A 19,817-nucleotide genomic window follows, 5' to 3' on the forward strand; every position below is an offset into this window, starting at 1 on the left:
TCCCGAATTGGTAACGCCCCCGCCACTGTCCTATCCTCAGAGCAGCGGCTGGATGGCGGTGCAGACGGCCTTCAATGAAGATTCCACGTCTGCATTGGCGCGCCACAGGGCATCAACGCGTGGCTTCATGGCAGCGAGGATCTGCGGACTCTTCTCATGGGCCGGCAACACTTTGCCCTTGGCAATGGCGTCTGCAACGACTTTCATCTGCTCCGGGGGAATAAGGTTGTTGGATTTGGTGAAGGCGTCGCTGTCGAGCACGCTCTTACGCGCCGGTGGGAAGAACTGCGCAGCGGCGGCGACGTTCTCCTTGGTCGTCATGTGAGCCACGAACTCGGCTGCGAGCTCCTTCTGCTTGCCGGCGGAGAATACGACAATGCCGGCCTGCCCGATGACCGGTGACTCGCCGCCTGCGCCTGTGGGCAGTGGAGCGATCCCCCATTTGAAGCCCGCCTTCGGCATGAGCGAAGCACGTGAGATCTGGTTGATGGTCATGGCGGAGCCGCCGGAGAAATAGTCTCCCTGTTCGCCGGGCGGCACGATCGACTTGTCCTTGAAGACCATGTCGTGCAGCTGCTTGACCGCTGCCACGGCCTCAGGTTTGTCGAAGCCGCACTGCTTGTTGGCCCACACGTCTCCTCCAGCGGCGCGGATCGGCGGCATCAGTGCGTGCATGATGCGCGTGTCGTAGCCCTGGCCGTCCTTGAACTCGAAGCCCCACTTGCCGGTAACCTCTTTGAGCTTCTTGGCCACCTCCTGGAACTTCACCATGTTCCACTGGCCCTTCGCCGCCAGCGCATTCGGGTCTTCCAGACCAGCTTTGTCGAAGAGGTCCTTGTTGTAGAAGATCACGAAGGGCGAGGTCGAGAACGGCACTCCGTAGACCTTGTCGCCCGCCGTCCACAAGCCGAGCGCGGGCTTGGAAAAGTCCGCGAAGTCGTAACCTTGGGCCTTGTTCAACGCCGGAGCGAGATTTTCCAGCACACCCGCCGCGGCAAAGGTCGGTGCAGCGTCCTCCATCAACCACCCGGCATCCGGCGGATTACCGCCGGCCAGCTGAAAGGTCAGCTTCTGGGTATAGTCGCCCGGCGGAATCGTCTCATACTTGACGGTCACATCCGGGTGCTTCGCCTTGAAGCTCTCCGCGAACCCGTTGAGCATTTTGAGATGCGCTTCGTTGCCCGTCCAGATGGTGAAGCGGAGCTCGGCGGCGCTCAGAGAGCCCGACATCATTGCGAGCGCCAGAGCCGTTGTCGTCATTATCTTTGTTGTGACTTTCATCGTTTTCCTCCCTGCTATGTTTGTCTGGGTTTATCTGAGCACGAACTCGCCCGGCAGCGAGCCCGGCGCATCGCCGATCGTCCAACCGCCATCGACCGGTATGTCCACGCCGGTCAGGTAGGCCGCCTCATTCGAACACAGAAAGATCGCAGGTCCCACGCAATCCTCCGGCCGGCCGGGACGCCCGACGGGAATCTTGGCGGCGACGGCATGGCGGAAGGAGGGATCGGCATAGCGATCCGCCGTGCGTTCCGTTTCGATGGCGCCCGGAGAGATCACATTCATGGTGACCCCGCGCGTTGCAACCTCACGCGCAATGGCGCGAATGGCCGTGAGCTGCGCCGACTTGAACGCGGCATAGGCGACAGTCTCGGCCCTCGGCCGGGCCGCCATGACACTGCCTGTGGCCACAACGCGCCCCCATCCCCGCTCCACCATCGCAGGGACAAGCGCGCGGCAGAGCGCCATGAGGGACGCGAAATTTGCGGTGAAATGGCGCGCGAGATGATCCTCCGTCACGCCCTGCCAGGGTGTGCGATGCTCGATGGCAGCATTCGCAATCAGGATGTCGACAGGCCCGAATTCGTTCGTCACCTGGCGCGCGAGCGCTTCTGGAGCAGAAGGGGCCAGGAAATCTGCTTCGAAATCCATCGCGGTGCGGCCGATTGCGCTAATCTCGGCGCGGATCGACGCCAAGCCGTCCCGGTCGCCGTGACCATGGACCGCCACATCCGCACCCTGCCTCGCCAATCCCAGCGCGATCGCGCGCCCGATGCCCGAATTGGCACCGGTCACCATCGCGCGGCGGCCAAGGAGGGAAAAGGCGCCCGTCACCGCTGCACCTCCCCGCCCTTGCCGAGCTTTTCGGCAACTTCGAGCGAAGCGATGTCCGCCGCCTCGAAATGAGCGATAATCTTCTGCTCGGCGAGATCCGGCTTGCCGGCCGCAATCGCCTCAAAGATGGTGCGATGACGCTCGACAGTCGCGTTCCAGTCGGCATCGGTGCGGTTGGCGCGGCGTGAGAAAAGCTCTGAAACCTCGCGCTGGACGGAGCGCATGCCCTCCATCTGAACGCGGATCATGGTGTTGCCCGTCGCCAGCGCGATGCCGAGGTGAAAGAGGATATCGGCCTCGGTGAAGCCCGCCGGTTCCTTTATCGAACTCACCATATCACGCAGTGCCTGCTCCATGGCAGCCAGCCCCGCCGGATCGCGGCGCTCCGCCGCCAACCGGGCAATCCCCGTCTCGATCACGCGACGCATCTCATTCGCCTCGCGCAGGCGCTCGAGGCTCGATCGCGCAGCGTAACCGTAGATGCGCTCCATCGGCTCCCCGTTGATCGCCTTGGCGCGCGCAACCTTGCCCTGCTGGGTAAAGATCAGTCCTGCCGCCGCCAGTTGGCGCAGCGCCTCGCGGGCGATGGGCTTGGAAACACCGAACTCGCGGGCGATCTCGCCTTCAGCCGGCAGCGCCTCGCCCGGGACGATACGACCGTCAAACAGGGCTGCCGCGATCGCATCTGAAACAGTGTCCGCGAGTCGAGCCGGCACGACCGGCTTGTCGGAAAAGAGGGGCTTTTTGGCCGATCCTACGCTCATGGGGCTCCCGATTTTTCTAATCTGTAACATACCAACAAGAAACATAGCAACTATGTTTTTTAGTTGCTATGCAGTTGTGTTCTGGGCTATGACCCGTAGTCGCGAAACAGGGAGGAAACGGGTGCCAACCGTAACGAGCAATGCAGAGATCCGCATTACGGACGTGATCGCCCATCCTCTGACGCAGAAACTGCCGCGTCCGACCGTGACCTCGTGGGGGACCTACACCGAAGTCTCGATCGTGCTGGTCGAGGTGCGCACCGACGCCGGCATTACCGGCGTGGGCGAGGCGCTGGCACGCTTTTCTCCGAAGGCCTATGCGGAGTTGATCGAGACTTCGCTGAAGCCGCGCCTGATCGGCGGCAATCCCACCGATATCCAAGCACACTGGCGCACGATGCGGCGCGCGCTTTCCGGCCGTGCCGGTGGCATGCTGTTCGAAGCGATCGCCGGGGTGGACATCGCCCTATGGGACATCCTCGGCAAAGTGGCTGGGCTGCCCATTCACCGCCTGCTCGGCGGCATGGGCCGGACAGAGGTGCCCGTCTATGCGGCTTCCGTGAACTGGGGCGGCGAGGAGTTCATGGACCGTGAACTCGACAGCTACCTGGAAAAGGGATTCCCGCGGATCAAAATCAAGATCGCGAATCCTGTCAGAGATGCATGCCGGCGCATTGCCCGCCTGCGCAAACGGGCCGGCGATGATATCGAGCTCTGTGTCGATGCTAATTGGGCCTATACGCTGGAAGAGGCGGTCGAAGTGGGCCGTGCTTTGTCCGACAACGCATATTTCTGGTTCGAGGAGCCGCTGCGCCCCGAGGACGAGGCCGGCTACGAGGAGCTTCACCGCCGGTGCGCCACGCCACTCGCGGCAGGCGAGAGCAACTATACGCTCGATCAGGCGATGCGCCTCGTCTCCAACCGGACGCTCTCCTACCTCCAGCCGGACGTTGCCCGCTCCGGCGGAATCAGTGAGACGCGTCGCATGGCCGAGTTCGCCGCAGCGCATGATGTTCAATACGCGCCCCATATCGGCATGTCCGGCATCGTCTGTGAAACGGCGAGCGTGCACCTCGCCGCGGCGATGACGAATATTCGCGCCATAGAATGCGAGACCGATTCCAGTCCGTTCAAGACCGCGCTGACAGGAGCTGCTCCCGGCGCCGATCGGCAGAAGAACGGCATGCTGCCAGTACCGACCGGCCCTGGGCTTGGCATCGAAATCGACTGGGATGCCGTCGCGCGGCTTCGCGCCTAGAGCATCGTGCGGAAAAGTGGCGTCGGTTTTCACTAGCGTGGCCCTTCGGGCCCGCGAAGAACGATGCTCTCATCAAAAGAGGAAGCATCGGATTGGACCCCAAAAGCGGGTCCACTTTTGGGTTCGATGCTTTAGCGGAGCATGGAGATGAGGATGACTTCGAACGTGCCGACGAACGATCTGACCGAGGCTATGCGGCTTGCGCTCTTGCGTGCCGATCCCAAGCTCAGTCGATTTGATCCCCTGCCGCGCATCATCAGCCATGACAGCTTTTCCACCGGCCATTGCGGCTGGTCGCAGCTTGTCGGCAACTACGAGAACGATCTCGACACGATGCTGCCGGGCTACGCTCAGCACACGAGTGCCATGCTCTCGACGCTGCCGCATTGGGATTCCGGTTCGCATGGCGGCATGGGATCCTCCTATGCCCTCAAGATCGCGACGCGTCCGCGCAAAGGAGCGCAGAACGTCGCCATCAAGCGTCACACCTTCCGCCACCGCGGGAAAATTCGGTTCGAGGTGTACTTCACTTTCAAGCCGGAGGCGACGGAACTCAAGCTCAGCGAAACCGATGTGCGCTCGGTCGGCTTTCTGTTCGATCTGCAGTCGGGCGATCAGGACGCTGGCGGCCAGCGTGTGATGCCCCATCTGCGCTTCCTCAACGCGCTGGACGGTCAGCACGTTCAGAAGTGGCAGTTCAAGCGCCGGACCACCCAACTGAAGCCGATCGGCGACAGCGACAAGACTCTCAGCCACTACCACCTGTCGCCTGAAGACTGGGAAGACCTGCCCGGAGGCGCGCAGCGCCTCTGCTACAACGAGATTCCGACCAAGATCAACTGGACCTATCTCGCGTTCGACTTCGATCTAGAGGAGATGAAGGCGCTGCCCTTCCGCTGTAACGATCGCACGTTCGACATGTCGGGCTTCGAGTCTATCCGCATACCGGCGATGAAAAATCTCTGGTGCATGCTGAATTTCTGCCTTTTCGCTGAAACCGATTCGGACAAGCGTGCTTTCCTGTACGTCGATTCCGTCTGCATCTCGGGAGATTTCTGATGCTGCCGGAGAACATTACCCTCGTGGTCGGCCGAAACGAGTGCTGGTCGGGCCGTGCGGCGACAGAACCTTTTGAAGCGGGTTGGGCCCGCGAGGCCGTCATCTTCGTCCGGGCGTTGAAGGAGCCCAAGGGTGAACAACCCATGGCGCGGATCGAGATCTCGCCCGACGGCATGCGCTGGGTGGCCGAAGGGGCCGAAGCACCGATGCCTTCACGCAAAGATGGAATGACCGTTCTTCGCGTGAAGCACTTTGGCAATTGGCTGCGCGTTGCTGCGGACTATTCACCCGGTGCCGAATGCACCGTCCTGGTGACCGTTCACTTGAAAGCCTGAGCCTCAGGACAATTAATCCATTTCGAGGCCTTGATGAGGTCGAGTACTCCATAGTTCCCCGTTACACCCAGCGGACTTTCCTTGGCCAGTTCGGGAAGAGCAGGGAACCCGAGCTGGCTTGTTCGGTACTGAACCGAGGCAATGACGATGCCTCTTGCCGCGAGCTTCGACGCATGGAGCGTACCATCCGATGATAAGGATCTCTATTTCGGCAGCGGTGGCGTACCGTGCGTATGGAAGGACTCGATGGTCTTGAGGCCCCAGGCTTGGCCCTTCTTGCGCTCTTCTTCCGTCCACCTGATTGGCCTCCAGTCTGGTGCCAAAATCAGACGCGCGCCGGCATTCGCTACCTCGACGCGGTTGCCCCCAGGCTCGTAGACGTAAAGGAAGAAGGTCTGCTGGACTGCGTGTTTGTGCGGTCCGGTCTCGATATGGATGCCATTCTCCAGGAAGACATCTGCCGCCCGCAGGATGTCTTCACGGCTATCGAGGGCATAGGTGAGGTGGTGAAAGCGACCTTTCACGCCATGAGCTTCGCGGGTATAGGCAAAGTCATAGCTCTTGTTGGTGCAGGTGAGCCACATGCCGGCTTCCGTGCCGTCGTTCAGCACGATCTGCTCGGTCAGGCGAAAGCCCAGATAGCGCTCGAAGAATTCCCGGTTCGCCTTCACGTCGACAGCGAGGCAGTTGAAGTGATCGAGTCGGCGGACATTCACTCCTCGCGCCGGGAAGCGTTGGGCTTGGTTTTTCAGCGCCGGACGCAGATCCGGTGGGGCCTCGTACCACTCCGTCTCATAGTACAGCTCGACGAGATGCCCGTCGGGATCGCGGAACTGATAGGCCGGACCGTGGCCTAATTCTCCCTCGTGCCAGCCGACCTCATATCCGGAGCCTTGCAGCGCCCTCACCCGCCGCTGCAGCGCCTGCGGGCTGCGGGCACGGAAGGCGACATGGCCGAGACCTGAGGTGTTCGAGGCGGTCAGCTTGAGAGAGTAGCGCTCGTAGTCGTCCCAGGCACGCAGAAAGACGGAATCGCCCTGACGCCCGCTCTCCGTCATCCCGAGCACATCGACGAAAAAGCGCAGGCTTTCATCCGGCTTGGGAGTGAGCACCTCCAGGTGACCGAGATGAGCCACATCCATGATCGGTTCGTCGTGCATGGCGCTTTCTCCTGGGAGCGAATTCAGGCCGTGAGATGTAGAATCGGGCATCATGCGGGCTCCATGCCGTACTGACGTTTGGCCGGCTCTGCCTCGGGCGAGATTAGGTAGGCAAGGAGGGCACGCGCTTCCTCATGCTGCGAGGAGGCATTGGCGATTCCCGCCGTGAACACCGTCACGGCCTGGATCTCCGATGGCAGGGGACCGAGGATCTCGATGCCGGAAACGTGCAGCAATTCACTCAGCTGCTGGAAGCCGAGATCCCCCTCCCCACGCGCCAGCATCGTACCGACCGGCACGCCCGGAGGGGCTTGGATGAGGCGTCGGGAGACTGATCCGGCGATGCCCCAGCGCTCGATCAACTGCAGGAGGTGATCACCGCTTGGCCCCGTGGAGTAGCAGATCCTGCGCGCTGCCAGGATGGCTTGCTTGACGCCTTCCTCATCGTCGATGCGAGGGTGCACTGCGCCGGAGCGGACCGCCACCGCCATACCTGAGCGCGCAAATCCTGTTCGGGAACCAGGAGCAATGTGCCCCTCGGCCTCCAGTTTCTCCATCACGTTCGATGCGAGGATGATCACGTCCGTGGACTCACCGCTACGAACCAAGCGGGCCGCCTCCACCCCGCCCATCGATCTGATCGCGATCCGGGCTCCGGTCCGCTGCTCATACAAGGCCGCGAGATCGGCCAGAACCTGCCGGGTTGCCATGGATGAAATGCCGGTGAGCTGTTTGGTCATTCTTCACTCCGGGGTAATCGAACACACTCCAACCGAGCTCAGTCGACGTATCTCAGCCTAGCCTCTTGGCCAGCGGTTCGCTCATTCGGTACAGGTCGCGCTGGGGCACGCCATCGGTCATGAGATCCTCCTTCATCGCGGATGCTGACGATCTGGCGGCCGCGCCAGTCTTCCAACGCCTTCGGTGCCGTCGTGTAATGGCCGTGACAGTGGATGATCATCGGAATGCTCTTTGCCGAGTCAACTCGAGTCTATGGTGAAGGTGCGCGCGGCAAGGCTATTGGTGCTTCCGCTCCTGCTTGATCCTGCCTTGCTAAGTGGAAACGATACTCGTTCTTCGTTACGCTCAAGGAATGCGCCGAACGAGTTCGAAAGGCCTCCGCGGCTTAGGGCAGAGTCACACCTTCGATCCTATGGCGTTTGGCCGCATCGGCCACGAAGCCGTTCACGCGCATCTCGTTGATGAAGGCGTGGGCGAATTCGGCCCCGCGTGGCCGGCCTGCCACAACTCCCATTGCTTGCCGAATGGACATGAAGGGCGGCTCCAGCAGGCGGTGACCCGGCGTTCGCGCCGCCTGCCGATCCATCGCTTGGCGCACGCCCGCCAACCCATCGAGTTTGCCTTCGGCCAACGCGTTTGCGGCTTCATCGAAGTGAGCGAACGGGATGATCTGTGCACCCTGTGCCGCACGACTCAGATGAAGGGCGTAGGCGCTGCCCTGCACGACGCCGATCCGCAGCCCCAATCTGTCCACGTCACCCGCCGTCACCGCAGCTGATGCCTGCGGGACGAGATAGCAACCTTCGATGACGATATAGGGCTCTGTAAAGGCGATCTGCTTGGCTCGCAGTGGGTCGACGGCCAGAAAGCAGATGTCCCAGATGTTAGCATCCGCACTGTCCGCGACATCGCCGGCGCGCTCGAACTCGACGAACGTCAGGTCGATGCCTAGCCGTGCGGCGAGCGCGCGAGCCAAGTCGACTGTAATCCCCTCGGCCTCGCCGCTCGTCGGGTTACGCCGCACTAGCACAACGTTGCCATGGTTCAAGGCAACGCGCAGACGTCCTGTCGGCGCGATTTCCCGGACAATGGCGGCAGTATCGTTCATAGGAGTATCCTCTGCGAATGATAGTCGAACTCTATCGACCGACTCGGCGGGTCAGATGGTCTTCATCCACTCGTCTTCGGCGGGGAATTGGGTGATCATTACCTCAAGCCCGTCCTCGCCGGCCTGAAGCAGCGGTGCCGGGTCGTCCGGCCGTACGAAGATGAGCGACCAGGATCTGTAGCTCTGTCCTTCGTACAGCAGCGCTCCGTTCATTACGATCAGGTATTGCCCGCCCGAGCCGTTCGCCGAAGGTGCTTCGATCGACATCGAAGGACCAAGGCGTATGACCTTGACACACATCCCATCGTCGCCGGGTTGTTCCTCCATGACGGTCTCAATCGATACCTCGGTGCGATTGCGCAGAACCGGTTCTATCGACGTCACGACGGGTGAGGATACGCGATGGCGCCGCTTTGTCGGCTTCAGTTGATCGCGCACATTGGGTGTAGACAGTTTCACCAACCCGGCATCGGTCTTGGGTCGGAGGGTCAGATAGGACAGGCCCTGTGGCCCCGCGATGAGCGGCCCGTAGCCCGTATGGTGATCGGCATAGTGAGCGGTGATCATATGCGCCGTATCGCGCCCGATGGTGCCGCTTCCGGCGATGAAGACTTGGAACTGATCCACGATATGAAAGTGTGAATCGAGTTTCTGGTGTGCGTTCAGATCGATGCGGAACGCCTGAAGATCGGGCTTCGGTACATCGGAGTTCTTACCGAACAGGTTGATTTTCCAGGAGTCACCTCGGCGGAAACGCTCAGGTTCCTTCTCGGCGTATGACACGATATCCACCACGTTCTCCTCCCATTTCAGTTAAGGATCTTCTTGGATTCTGCACCTGTCTCACGCAGGCACCCGGGGCTCGGCGGAAGACAGGACAGCCTCCGCAGCAGCCTCAGGTTGGCCGACAAGATCGGCAAGTGCATTGAACACGTTAGGAACGTTGACTGCCTGTGCCGCAACGATCTGATCGCCGGAGAGACCGAGGGCTATCAGGCCGCCGTCAGGCCGCGGATGATGGATGGATCGGGCCGCCGCGCTTGGCTCGCCCGCCATCTGAATGCGCAATGCGCTCTGGTGCGACCAGGCGCGCGGCACGGCGGGTGTCGGCTGCGGCAATCCTACGATCATAGAGGCCACAACGCGCGCTTGGTCTTGAGCGGGCTGGATCGCCTCGCGCCGGACATGGCGCCCAAGCGCCGGGTCAAACCACGCGGCGCAATCTCCAAGCGCGAATATCGCCGGATCATCGGTCTGTCCGGTTGCGGAAGCCAGCACGCCGTCGCCGGTAGACAATCCCGCCCTATGAGCCAGGTGATCTTCCGGCCTGCTGCCAATAGCCGCGAGCACGACATCGGCGCACAGCATTTCTCCGCTGGCCAGTGAGACTTTGTATGATCCGTCTTTGCGCGAAACGCTGTGAATCTGAGTGTTCAATCGAAACGACAAGCCGCTCCGTTCATGATGCCGCTTCACATGATCCGATACAGGCGATAGAGCGGTGCGTATCATCACGCGATCGGCGGTATCAATCACCGTAGTCGCGATACCGCGCCGTACGGCACCGGCCGCGATTTCCAGACCAATCAGCCCGGCACCAATGACGATCAGGGACTGTGCCGTGGCCAACCGATCCATGAACGTCAGGTAGTCACGATGAGTGCGTAGCGTCGGCACGGTGTCAGGGTCGCAGACGGAGGCCGGCAACTCCCGCGCCCGGGCTCCCAAGGCCAGGATGAGCTGGTCATATGGAAGGCGCGTCCGGTCGGAGAGCTCAACCGACTTTCCCACGCGGTCGATGGCACAGACCGTCCGGCCGAGTGTCAGTTCAATTTCATGGGACGTGTAATACGATGCCGGACGCAGCGGCGTCGTGGATGATGGACGCTCTGCTGTGATCGCTTCCTTCGACAGGGGTGGACGATGGTAAGGAGGCAGATCCTCCGCCGAGATCAGGCGGATGGGCCCCGGGTACCCTGCTGTCCGCAGAGCCATGACCGCTGCGACCGCGGCATGCGAACCACCGGCGACCAGAACTCCCGCCATCTCCGTGCTTCCCAAGCGGCGCATTTCAGGAGACGACCTGCATATCGAATTCCGATTTACGCGCCCCGCATTCAGGGCAGGCCCAATCCTCGGGGATATCCTCCCACCGTGTACCCGGCGGAATACCACCGTCGGGATCGCCGATGGCTTCGTCGTAGCGGAAACCGCAGAGCACGCATTCCCAGACCCGTAATCCTACCGGCCGCGTTTCAATGTCCTGTGTCACGGAGAGGTCCACCGTTGTCTCGAGCTGACTTGCGGCAAGAGTACGGCCTGTGCCAAACTATTACTATATGAGCTGCATAGCTAGCAGTTATAACACCGTGGCATAGGACGGGAAGACAGGGCTATGGACATACGGCAGCTTGGGTATTTCGTCCGCGTGGTTGAGTTCGGCAGTTTCAGCCGAGCTGCGACCTACCTGCATGTCGCGCAGCCGGCGCTCAGCCGTCAGGTGCAGAACCTGGAAGTCGAACTCAAGGAGCGGCTTCTCATCCGCAACGGCCGGGGCGTCAAGACGACCGAGGCGGGTGAACGGCTCCTGGAGCATGCTCGGACGATCCTCGACCTGGTGGGGCGCGTCTACGAAGACATGGAGAATGCTCGAACCGGCAAGGCGGGAACGGTGACAATCGGCATGCCTGGGACATTATCGGCCGCAATCAGCGCCGCGCTGATCCGGCGGCTCCGCAATGAACTCCCTGACGCGAACGTACATGTGTTGCACGGCCGGTCCACCCAGCTGCAGGAATGGCTCCTGGCTGGTCGACTGGATATGGCCGTGTTGTACGACGCACCCTCATCGCCAATGCTGGAGATCCACGATCTTGTAACCGAAAAGCTGTATCTCTTCTCCGGCCCGGGCGACCCGGCCGCAGGGATACCGGCAACGCTTGAAGAAATCGCCAACTTGCCAGTGATCATCGCGAGCCGCCCCAACAGGGTACGCGAGATTGTCGAGGGGGAACTGGCGCGGACCGGGCAGAAGCTGAACGTGCTGTTCGAAATCGATGCCGTGGAAGCGATGTTCGACCTCGTGCATAGCGGAGTTGGCTATACGGTCGCAACAAGGAGAGCGCGACGGACCATGGGGGCATCGAACGAGGTGGCGATCCGCCCGATTATCGGACCGGAACTGGAGATCAAGGTACAGATTGTGCTGAGAACGCGGCGGCTCAACAACCGTCTCCACGATGCGGCCTTTCGGATCTTGCGCGATCTCAGCCTGGACCTGCTCAAGCCTGAACCGGCAACTAGCTCTCATCATCCTCACGCACCGACGAAGCGAGCCGCCGAGCACTCGGCCACAGGATGAAAGCGACAATAATCATGATGATTGCGCTTCCAAGCACAGCCCAGGACAGTTCCGTCCGGTCAGATACGTAGCCGATCGTGAGCGCACCAAGCGCAGGACTTCCACGTGAGATGAGACCATGGACACTGAGCGCTCTGCCGCGCATGCGATCAGGCACGATGAGTTGCACAAAGGTTTGGGTGCTGATTACGCTATGAGTGACGAAGTATCCCATGGTAGCGGCTGACAGGGTCGCGGCCGTCGGCGAGGTGCTGAAGCCGAGTGCAACGGTAGCGGCCGCGCCAAGGGTCCATGTCACCGGCACAGCAACGAGCAGTCGTGAGGCGCGTGCCGCGCCGATGCTGAGCCCCGCGCCAATGGCTCCGACAGCGGCGGCTGACGACAGTACAGCAAGTCCCGTAGCGGACACATCGAAGCTTTGCGCCGCAAATGCAGGCGTCAACTCAGAAATCGACCGGACGAGCGCGCCACCGAGGAGCATCAGGATCAGAATGACCCGCAGAGGCTCAGTGGTGACGACATAACGGAATCCGTCCAGCATCTGAGCCCACACGCTTCCCATCCTCATGGCAGTCGCGCGTGGTGTCAGTCTGACGAAGCCGAGCGTGAAGACGAAGAAGGCCGTGACCGCAGCATTGGCGACGAAGATCCAGGCAATATCGATACGCAGGATCATGAACCCCGCGATGGCAGGCCCGAGCAGACGTGCCAAATTCACATACATCGAATTCAGAGCAACGGCGGTTGGAACATCCTCACGGGCAACCATCTGCTGGACCATCGCCATACGAGCCGGCTGTGTCACCGCAATGAGACAGCCCTGAAGAGCGACGAGGATCAGCAGTACGGCCAGTGTCATCAGATTCAGCGCCAGAAGCATCGCCATCAAGGCTGAAAGGGCCGTGAGGATCATCTGGCAGCTTCGATTCAGCCGCAGCCGATCCAGCGCGTCGGCGGCGACGCCCGCGAACGGCCCGATGACGACGACCGGCAGAAAATCGGCGGTGGCAAGCAGCCCCAACCAGAAGGCTGACTGCGTCCATTCCCAGACCAGCCAGCCGCAGGCGATGCGCTGCATCCACGACCCGATCAGCGACAGACCGTTTCCGGCGCTGAAGAGAGCGAACTGCCCCGTCGTGAGCAGCCGCACCGTGTCGTTGCGGCGGACGGCAAGCAGCCAGTGTTGCGCTCTCGGTCCCTCACGCATCTTGAGGAAGGTTCACAACCCTGATTGGCGTGCCGTCGAGATAGGCCTCGATCGTGGCAACCGCATCGCTGTAATAGGTCGCCAGCATCTCCTGCGTGAAATAACCGAGGTGGGGAGTGAGCACCACGTTGGCTAGTCTCCGGAAGGGATGGTCTTGAGGCAACGGTTCGGCCGCATAAACATCGAGCCCGGCCCCCGCAATGCGCCCTGCCCGCAATGTTTCGATCAGTGCGACCTCATCGACCAGCGCGCCACGTGCGGTATTCACCAGATAGGCGGTGGGTTTCATCCACGCCAACTCTGGACCCGACACAATCCCGACAGTGCTCTCAGCCAACGCGAGATGCAGCGTGATCACATCGCTGGTCGCGAAGAGTTCCTCCTTCGTCACATGCCGGGCTCCAGCAGCAGCGGCACGCTCGGCGGTCATGTTCGGGCTCCAGGCCACGACTTCCATCCCGAAAGCCGCGCCGATCCGGGCCACCCCCTGCCCTAACCCGCCGAGTCCCACCACCCCCAGCCGCTTTCCTTTGAGAGTCATTCCGGCCTGGTGCTGCCAGCCACCGGATCGCATGAGCCGGTCCTCCGACGCGATATGCCGGGCGAGCGCAAGAATCAGGCCCCAGGTCAACTCCACCACGGCGCCCGAGCCGGAGCCCGTGACGGGCGTATTCGATACCAGAATGCCGCGTTCGGCAGCAGCCGCCACATCGATTGTGTCGTATCGCTTGCCGGTCACCACGATGTATTTCAACCGGGGCAGACACTCGATCAACGCACGTGGAATCGGCATCCTTTCGCGTAGCGTGCAGAGAATGTCGAACTCCGCCAGTGCGTCGGCGGCTTCGTCCGGCACCCGGAGCGGGCGATCGAACACGGTGACGTCGGCACGAGCATGGATCCGGCTCCAATCGGCGAGTCGCTGCGAAACGCCGAGATAATCGTCGAGAACTGCAATATTCATGGGAATTCGTCTTTCTGCATGCAGCGGGCCGCAAGGCCCGCCGCATCATCAGAAACTGCACTCAACTACGGCGCCATTCCTCGGCCCAGATATGAAGCGGGTCGAAAGTCCCCTGGCGGAAGTCGACCAGGTCGGGAACCGCCACATAGGCGCGCGCGTAGAAGTACAGGGGCAGCATCGGCAGTTCCTCGGCATAGATCCGCTGCACTTCCGCCCACTTCTTCTTCGACGTCTCGCGGTCGAGCGCCGATTCGAGCTCGGTCAGCGCCGCATCCATCGCCTTGCTGGAATATCCCGAGAAGTTGTTGCCGACGTAGTTGTTGTCGGCCTGCGGGATTGCATCGGAGCCGAGCGCGATCCGCGGCGAGGTCGATGGTGAGAAGTCGATCGAGGACATAGCAAGCCCGGTGAACTTGCGTTGCCGCTGGAGAGCGCCGTTGTACTCGCTGAGCGGAACGAATTTGTTCACGATTTCAACGCAGACATTCTTGAGCAGGCTCTGGATGACGAGCGCAATCTGCTCGCGGGTCTGGTTCCCTGCCGTGGTCGCCAATTCCAGCGAGAGCCGCTTGCCGGACTTGTCCACGCAGATGCCGTCCCTGCCCTGTGTCCACCCGGCTTCCGTCAAAAGCGCGCGCGCACGTTTGGGATCGAAGTTATAAGTGGGCACGTCCTTGTTATAGAACGGATTTGCATTCGACAGGATCCCGTTCGCAACCGCCTGTTGTCCCTCGAAGAGCGCCTTGGTGATCGCCTGACGGTCGATCGCATGCAGCAGCGCCTTTCTGACCCGGACGTCGGCCAGGATCGGATTCTCGAGATTCATTGCGATCCGTTCAAGGTTCGTGCCCTCGTCGATATGATAGGCAAAGCGCTTGGGTGCCCGTTTCTGGAGATCCAACATCTGTGAGAAGCTGATACCGCCTGGGCTTACCGGCACGGCATCAATCTCGCCTGCCAACAGGTTTTGCATCAGGGCCGAAGAGTTGTCGCGATAGCTGAGCACGATCCGCTTCAACTCAGGCTTCTTGCCCGGCCAGTGCGGATTGGGCTCGAAGGTGATGCGGGTGCCGATCTGATAGTCCGTGAGCTTGTAGGAGCCGTTCCAAAGGCCCGGATTCGTAGGATTGGTGTTGTAGAGCGTCTGCTTGACATAGCCATCGAGGGTTGAATTGGCTTTGTAGATCGGCTCTTCCAAATGGGCGGGCAGAACCTGATCCCACGAATTGAAACTGGGCAGGACGCGGGGAAGGGTCAGAACCACCGTTCTGTCATCGACGATCTCCGCCTTGGACGCCCGGTCCCAGGGATTGTAGTTGGAGAAGCCGATCTTTCCCTCCAGGGCCATCTGCAGCGTAAATGCAATGTCCCTGGACGTGACCGGGACGCCGTCGCCCCACGCCAGCCCCGGCTTCAGAGTGATCTTCACCTTCATGCCCTTGGCACCGTCGGGCATGTCCACGATCTGTGCCAAGCCGTTCTCCAGCGTGGGCAGCGTCTCGCATAGAACACACTGGTTCACTGCATTCTCATCAAAGGCCGTGATGGGGCGCAGGCCGTAGGTGATCACATTCCGTTTGGTGTTGTTGACCTGGATCAACGGATGAAAGTTGGTCAGGAACTGCAGCTGACCGACCACCAGCTGGTCTTTTTTGGTCTGGGCAAGGCTGGGTTGGCTCGCGAAGGCCGCGAGCACAGCCGCCGTACCCATCATTATGTTTTTGAAACTCATTATTGTTCCTCCCTCATTGGCTTGATGTTTTCTGTTGTTATGAAGATCGGCCTTCGCTCTCCGAACGTGGATCGAATGCGTAGCGGACCCCGTCACCCACGAAATTGACCGCCATCACCGTGGCGAAGATCAGAAGCCCGGGATAGACGGCCAGCTCCGGAGCCGAAATGATGAGCTGCTGGGCATTGGTCAGCATATTGCCCCAGGTCGGTGTCGGGGGAACGATTCCGAATCCGAGGAAGCTCAGCGTCGATTCCAGCAGAATAATGCGACCAACCGTCAGCGTGGCGGCCACGATCAGAGGCGTTGAGATGTTGGGCAGAACATGGACGAAGACATTGTAAGGCTTTCCGGCACCGCTGACAGTGGCGGAGCGAACATAGTCGCGTTCCCGCACCTGGATCGCCCCGGCGCGCGCGATCCGCGCCATCGTCGTCCAGTCCACCAACGCAATGATGATGACGATGCGCAGGAAGACGAACAACGGAGAGGTCGCAGCCTCCGGGCTGAGGCCAAGTTTCGTCAGGTCGATCGCTCCCAATACGATGAGGAGCGGAATGAGTGGCAGCGCAATCATGCAATCGGTGGCGCGCATGAGAAAGTCGTCCACCCTCCCCCGTACAAAGCCTGCGGTCACGCCGATCGCAATGCCGATGATCGCGGTAAGAAATGTGGCGACCACGCCGACCGCGATGGATACCTGCCCGCCATAAAGAAGCCGCAGAAGAACGTCGCGGCCGAGATCGTCCGTTCCGAGCCAATGCTCCGCCGATGGCGGCTGGAACCGGTAAAGAAGGTTTGTCTCATTTGCATCTATCCCCATCATCAGGCTGAACGGATAGGCCATCGCGCAGAGAATGGTCAGCAGGATGATGAAGAACAGAGACACCATTGCCAGGCGATGGGTACGAAATTTCTCGTACCGCATGCGCCAGATGGAGGTTGTATCAACAGCGGGAAGAGTGACGGAATTCAGGCTCGCGGTTGTCATGTCAGAGAAATCCTCGGATCGAGCCACGCATAGGCGAGATCGGCCAGCAGATTGGAAAGGAGCGTCACGACTGTTGCCAGCAACAATCCGATCAGGGCCAGATTGAAGTCGATATTGCCGATGGCGTCGTAGATGATCTTTCCCATGCCCAGCATGCCAAAAATCGTCTCAACCACCAGCGCGCCGGAGAAGAGCGACCCAAAGCTAAGGGCGAGCACGGTCACCATCGGAATCAGCGCGTTGCGCAGGGCATGACGGATCATCACGGCTGGCTCCGACAATCCTTTGGCACGGGCCGTGCGCACGAAGTCGGATGACAGGGTCTCGATCATCGAGGCTCGAACGTAGCGCAGGAGCGGGCCGACGTAGAACAGGCTCAGCACCATCGTCGGCAGAATCATGCGGGCGATTTGCTCGGACAGCGGTGCGTCATTCGAAAGAGGAGTCCCGCTTGCAGGCAACCAGCCGAGGTTGACCGAAAAGAGGATGATCAAGAGAAGCGAGATCCAGAAGTTCGGCAAAGAGATCGCGGCGAAAGAGAAAAAGCTGATGACGCTATCGACCATTCCATTGGGCCGTCGTGCGGCCAGGGAGCCCAGCAGAAGGGCCAGCGGAATGCTGACGATCAGTGTCGCGATCAGGAGCTTACTCGTCTGAGTTAATGCGGGGAGGAGTACATCCATGACCGGACGCGAGTAGAGGTTGGAGTAACCGAAGTCCCCCTGCAACGCGGTCGTCAGCCAATGGCCGTAGCGGACGAGCAGAGGCTGGTTCGTGCCATAGAGCTCGCGCATCTGGGCGATCGTCTCAGGCGTCAGCGAGGGATTGCCCTCCAGCATGTTTTCGATGGGATCGCCGGGCATGAGCCCAATCATGACGAACAGCAGGAAGGACATGATCAGGACGACGAACAGAGCCTGCAACAAACGGGAAATCGTATAGCGCAGCATCGGATCAGTCCTTGAAATGGCACGCGGCGAGCTGACCTGGACGGCCGGGTGCAGGCAAAAGGGCCGGCCTTTCGCGACGGCAGATGTCCTGCGCCCGCGGGCAGCGGGTGTTGAACACGCAACCGGGCGGGGGCGCGAGCGGTGTAGGGATCTCACCCTTCAGGGCCTGGTGCTTGCGTCGTCCGCGCCCGATGCGCGGCACAGCATCCAGCAGAGCCTGGGTGTAAGGGTGGCTCGGTGTCCGGAAGATCTCATCGCGTGGGGCCACCTCCATCAAGCGGCCGAGGTAGAGAACGGCCACGCGGTCCGCCAGGTGGTGGACCACGCCGAGATCGTGGCTGATGAAGAAATAACTGATCCCGTGTTGATCCTTGATGTCGGCGAGCAGGTTCAGGATCTTGGACTGAATGGACACGTCAAGCGCCGACAGCGGCTCGTCGGCTACGATCAGCTCCGGCTCGCCAATCAGCGCGCGGGCGATGGCGATGCGCTGCCTCTGCCCACCTGAAAACTGATGCGGATAGCGTCGGGCGGCATCAGCGGGCATGCCGACCTGCTCCAACACGTTGGCGGCTCGGCCCAGGCGCTCCTTCTGCCCAATGCTGCGCAGACGCAGGGGTTCTGCGACGATCTCACCGACCGTCATTCTTGGGTCGAGTGCGGAGAACGGATCCTGAAAGATGATCTGCGCAGGATTTTCCCCTGGGGCGGCAGCCCGGGAACTGTTGAAGCGAACGTTGCCCGCCGTCTGCTTGCGCAATCCCGCTACGACATAACCGAGCGTGCTCTTGCCGCTGCCGCTTTCACCCACGATGGCGAGCGTCTCGCTCCGTCCGACTTTGAGCGATACGTCCTCAACCGCGCGCAATGACAACGGTGACTGCAGAAAGCCGCTTTTGAGCGGAATATGAACACTGACGCGGTCGATATCGAGAAGCGCTGTCATGGGGCTACCTTGAAGCAGGCTACGCTGTGGCCCGGTACCACCTCGCGCAGTTGGGGTTCGGTCTGCCGGCATTCGTCGCTCGCAAGGCTGCAGCGGGCAGCGAAGCGGCATCCGGTTTTGGGCACGGATCGGATGCTGCCTTGGATGACGTGGAGCCGCTTCACGGGGTGGTCTGGATCCGGCAGCGTTGCAATCAAACCTCGGGTGTAGGGATGCAGAGGGTTCGCAAACAATTCCTCGGCGGGTGCGTATTCCACGCCCTTGCCCGCATACATGACGAGGATGTGATGAGCGACCTCGGACACAACAGCCAGGTTATGGCTGATGAACTGGATCGCCATGCCGGTTTTGTCTTGTAACTCCACCATCAGGTCGAGAATCTGCGCCTGGATCGTCACGTCGAGCGCGGTGGTCGGTTCATCGGCAACCAGGAGCTTCGGCTTGCATGCCAGGGCCATGGCGATCATCGCCCGCTGGCGCATGCCGCCTGAAAGCTGGTGCGGATAATCGTCGGCCCGACGCGCTGGGGACGGGATGCCGACCGAGGCGAGTAGCTCCACGGCCCGTTCCTTTGCCGCGCGCCGGCTCAGGCTCTCATGAGCGACCAAAGTCTCCGCGATCTGGCGACCCACGGTCATGACTGGGTTCATCGCCGTCATCGGTTCCTGGAAAATCATGGCGATGTCCCGACCACGCAGGCGCCGCCACTCGGCTGGGGTCAGCCTGGCGATGTCGCGGCCATTGAACACGAGCTGTCCGCTGATCCGCCCGCCGCCCGGCACAAGACCGAGGAGCGCGAGCGCGGTCGTCGTCTTGCCGCTGCCGCTTTCGCCCACGATTCCCAGCGTCTCGCCCGGCGCGATGGCATAGCTGAGATTACTGACCACCTCGCTGTGCCCCGTTGCGTTGGGGAACGAAATCGTCAGTCCTCGCACATCCAGAAATGGGGCCGGTCGTCGCATATCCGGGTTTGAACTCGCGGCTGCTCCAACAGACATCTCTCCGATGGATCGCGCAACAAGGGGCTGTCCGGTATCGAAATGCAGATCCACCCGTTTTCCTCCCTTGGCGATTGCCCCGGCCAAGCCGGTTATCGCCTTAAATTCGTGGCCCTGCCGCGTTTCTT

The 19,817-nt window shown here is 61.2% G+C and carries 21 protein-coding genes; 4 read left to right on the plus strand and 17 right to left on the minus strand.

Annotated features, from left to right (window positions below):
- Window positions 1-36: 36 nt before the first annotated feature.
- The 3 genes from JO965_RS15070 to JO965_RS15080 are packed head-to-tail and all read right to left on the minus strand — an operon-like array spanning window position 37 to window position 2,879.
- A complete protein-coding gene (locus tag JO965_RS15070) occupies window positions 37-1,260 on the minus strand; it encodes a sugar ABC transporter substrate-binding protein (RefSeq protein WP_371826884.1) in 1,224 nt (407 codons plus the stop codon).
- Window positions 1,261-1,311: 51 nt separating this feature from the next.
- Window positions 1,312-2,115 carry an SDR family NAD(P)-dependent oxidoreductase gene (locus tag JO965_RS15075; RefSeq protein WP_246776566.1) on the minus strand — a complete coding sequence of 268 codons (804 nt, stop codon included), beginning with the start codon at window positions 2,113-2,115 and terminating at the stop codon, window positions 1,312-1,314.
- A complete protein-coding gene (locus JO965_RS15080) occupies window positions 2,112-2,879 on the minus strand; it encodes a FadR/GntR family transcriptional regulator (RefSeq protein ID WP_203439697.1) in 768 nt (255 codons plus the stop codon). Before JO965_RS15080 ends, JO965_RS15075 begins: the two co-directional genes overlap by 4 nt.
- Before the next feature lie 121 nt (window positions 2,880-3,000).
- On the opposite strand from JO965_RS15080, the gene JO965_RS15085 reads away from it, so the two are divergent.
- The 3 genes from JO965_RS15085 (at window position 3,001) to JO965_RS15095 (ending at window position 5,531) form a co-directional block, all read left to right on the plus strand.
- Window positions 3,001-4,137 carry a mandelate racemase/muconate lactonizing enzyme family protein gene (locus JO965_RS15085; RefSeq protein WP_203439698.1) on the plus strand — a complete coding sequence of 379 codons (1,137 nt, stop codon included), beginning with the start codon at window positions 3,001-3,003 and terminating at the stop codon, window positions 4,135-4,137.
- Window positions 4,138-4,329: 192 nt separating this feature from the next.
- Window positions 4,330-5,196, plus strand: coding sequence for a DUF6772 family protein (locus JO965_RS15090; protein ID WP_203444200.1), 867 nt, complete (start codon window positions 4,330-4,332; stop codon window positions 5,194-5,196).
- Complete coding sequence (locus JO965_RS15095; protein ID WP_203439699.1) at window positions 5,196-5,531, plus strand: hypothetical protein; 336 nt, start codon at window positions 5,196-5,198, stop codon at window positions 5,529-5,531. Before JO965_RS15090 ends, JO965_RS15095 begins: the two co-directional genes overlap by 1 nt.
- On the opposite strand, the gene JO965_RS49355 is transcribed toward JO965_RS15095, so the two are convergent.
- The 7 genes from JO965_RS49355 to JO965_RS15130 all read right to left on the minus strand — a co-directional run bounded on the left by JO965_RS49355 (window position 5,516) and on the right by JO965_RS15130 (window position 10,812).
- The gene (locus JO965_RS49355) at window positions 5,516-5,680 is read right to left on the minus strand and encodes a carboxylesterase family protein (protein ID WP_203444201.1); all 165 of its coding nucleotides are present in this window, start codon (window positions 5,678-5,680) and stop codon (window positions 5,516-5,518) included. The two genes, JO965_RS15095 and JO965_RS49355, sit on opposite strands and share 16 nt — an antisense overlap.
- 54 nt (window positions 5,681-5,734) lie before the next feature.
- Window positions 5,735-6,691, minus strand: a complete 957-nt coding sequence (locus JO965_RS15105; protein ID WP_203439700.1) for a catechol 2,3-dioxygenase — start codon at window positions 6,689-6,691, stop codon at window positions 5,735-5,737.
- Window positions 6,692-6,741: 50 nt separating this feature from the next.
- Window positions 6,742-7,431, minus strand: coding sequence for a substrate-binding domain-containing protein (locus tag JO965_RS15110; protein ID WP_203439701.1), 690 nt, complete (start codon window positions 7,429-7,431; stop codon window positions 6,742-6,744).
- Between the two features lie 386 nt (window positions 7,432-7,817).
- Window positions 7,818-8,540: a transporter substrate-binding domain-containing protein gene (locus JO965_RS15115; RefSeq protein ID WP_203439702.1), complete on the minus strand. Its 723-nt coding sequence runs from the start codon at window positions 8,538-8,540 to the stop codon at window positions 7,818-7,820.
- A 51-nt stretch (window positions 8,541-8,591) separates the two neighbouring features.
- Window positions 8,592-9,332 (minus strand): hypothetical protein, encoded by a 741-nt coding sequence (locus JO965_RS15120; protein ID WP_203439703.1) that lies wholly within the window; start codon window positions 9,330-9,332, stop codon window positions 8,592-8,594.
- 51 nt (window positions 9,333-9,383) lie between these two features.
- Entirely contained in the window at window positions 9,384-10,586 is a 1,203-nt protein-coding gene (locus JO965_RS15125; protein ID WP_203439704.1) for an NAD(P)/FAD-dependent oxidoreductase, read from the minus strand.
- A 25-nt stretch (window positions 10,587-10,611) separates the two neighbouring features.
- Window positions 10,612-10,812, minus strand: a complete 201-nt coding sequence (locus tag JO965_RS15130) for a rubredoxin (protein WP_246776567.1) — start codon at window positions 10,810-10,812, stop codon at window positions 10,612-10,614.
- Window positions 10,813-10,935: 123 nt separating this feature from the next.
- On the opposite strand from JO965_RS15130, the gene JO965_RS15135 reads away from it, so the two are divergent.
- A complete protein-coding gene (locus JO965_RS15135; protein ID WP_203439705.1) occupies window positions 10,936-11,901 on the plus strand; it encodes a LysR family transcriptional regulator in 966 nt (321 codons plus the stop codon).
- Here JO965_RS15135 and JO965_RS15140 read toward each other — a convergent pair.
- Genes JO965_RS15140 through JO965_RS15170 form a run of 7 tightly spaced genes read right to left on the minus strand, consistent with a single transcriptional unit; the run spans window position 11,840 to window position 19,653 of the window.
- Window positions 11,840-13,108, minus strand: coding sequence for an MFS transporter (locus JO965_RS15140; protein WP_203439706.1), 1,269 nt, complete (start codon window positions 13,106-13,108; stop codon window positions 11,840-11,842). The two genes, JO965_RS15135 and JO965_RS15140, sit on opposite strands and share 62 nt — an antisense overlap.
- On the minus strand, window positions 13,101-14,078 hold the full coding sequence (locus JO965_RS15145) for a D-2-hydroxyacid dehydrogenase family protein (protein ID WP_203444203.1): 978 nt from the start codon (window positions 14,076-14,078) through the stop codon (window positions 13,101-13,103). Before JO965_RS15145 ends, JO965_RS15140 begins: the two co-directional genes overlap by 8 nt.
- A 55-nt stretch (window positions 14,079-14,133) precedes the next feature.
- Entirely contained in the window at window positions 14,134-15,804 is a 1,671-nt protein-coding gene (locus tag JO965_RS15150) for a peptide ABC transporter substrate-binding protein (RefSeq protein ID WP_203439707.1), read from the minus strand.
- Between the two features lie 37 nt (window positions 15,805-15,841).
- Window positions 15,842-16,795 (minus strand): ABC transporter permease, encoded by a 954-nt coding sequence (locus tag JO965_RS15155; RefSeq protein WP_203439708.1) that lies wholly within the window; start codon window positions 16,793-16,795, stop codon window positions 15,842-15,844.
- Window positions 16,792-17,745 (minus strand): ABC transporter permease, encoded by a 954-nt coding sequence (locus JO965_RS15160; protein WP_203439709.1) that lies wholly within the window; start codon window positions 17,743-17,745, stop codon window positions 16,792-16,794. Before JO965_RS15160 ends, JO965_RS15155 begins: the two co-directional genes overlap by 4 nt.
- A gap of 4 nt (window positions 17,746-17,749) precedes the next feature.
- Window positions 17,750-18,691 (minus strand): ABC transporter ATP-binding protein, encoded by a 942-nt coding sequence (locus tag JO965_RS15165; protein WP_203439710.1) that lies wholly within the window; start codon window positions 18,689-18,691, stop codon window positions 17,750-17,752.
- Entirely contained in the window at window positions 18,688-19,653 is a 966-nt protein-coding gene (locus JO965_RS15170) for an ABC transporter ATP-binding protein (RefSeq protein WP_203444204.1), read from the minus strand. Before JO965_RS15170 ends, JO965_RS15165 begins: the two co-directional genes overlap by 4 nt.
- Between the last annotated feature and the right edge of the window lie 164 nt (window positions 19,654-19,817).

Origin of the sequence: Microvirga sp. VF16 (assembly GCF_016864375.1) — a bacterium.
In the GTDB taxonomy this organism is placed as follows: domain Bacteria; phylum Pseudomonadota; class Alphaproteobacteria; order Rhizobiales; family Beijerinckiaceae; genus Microvirga.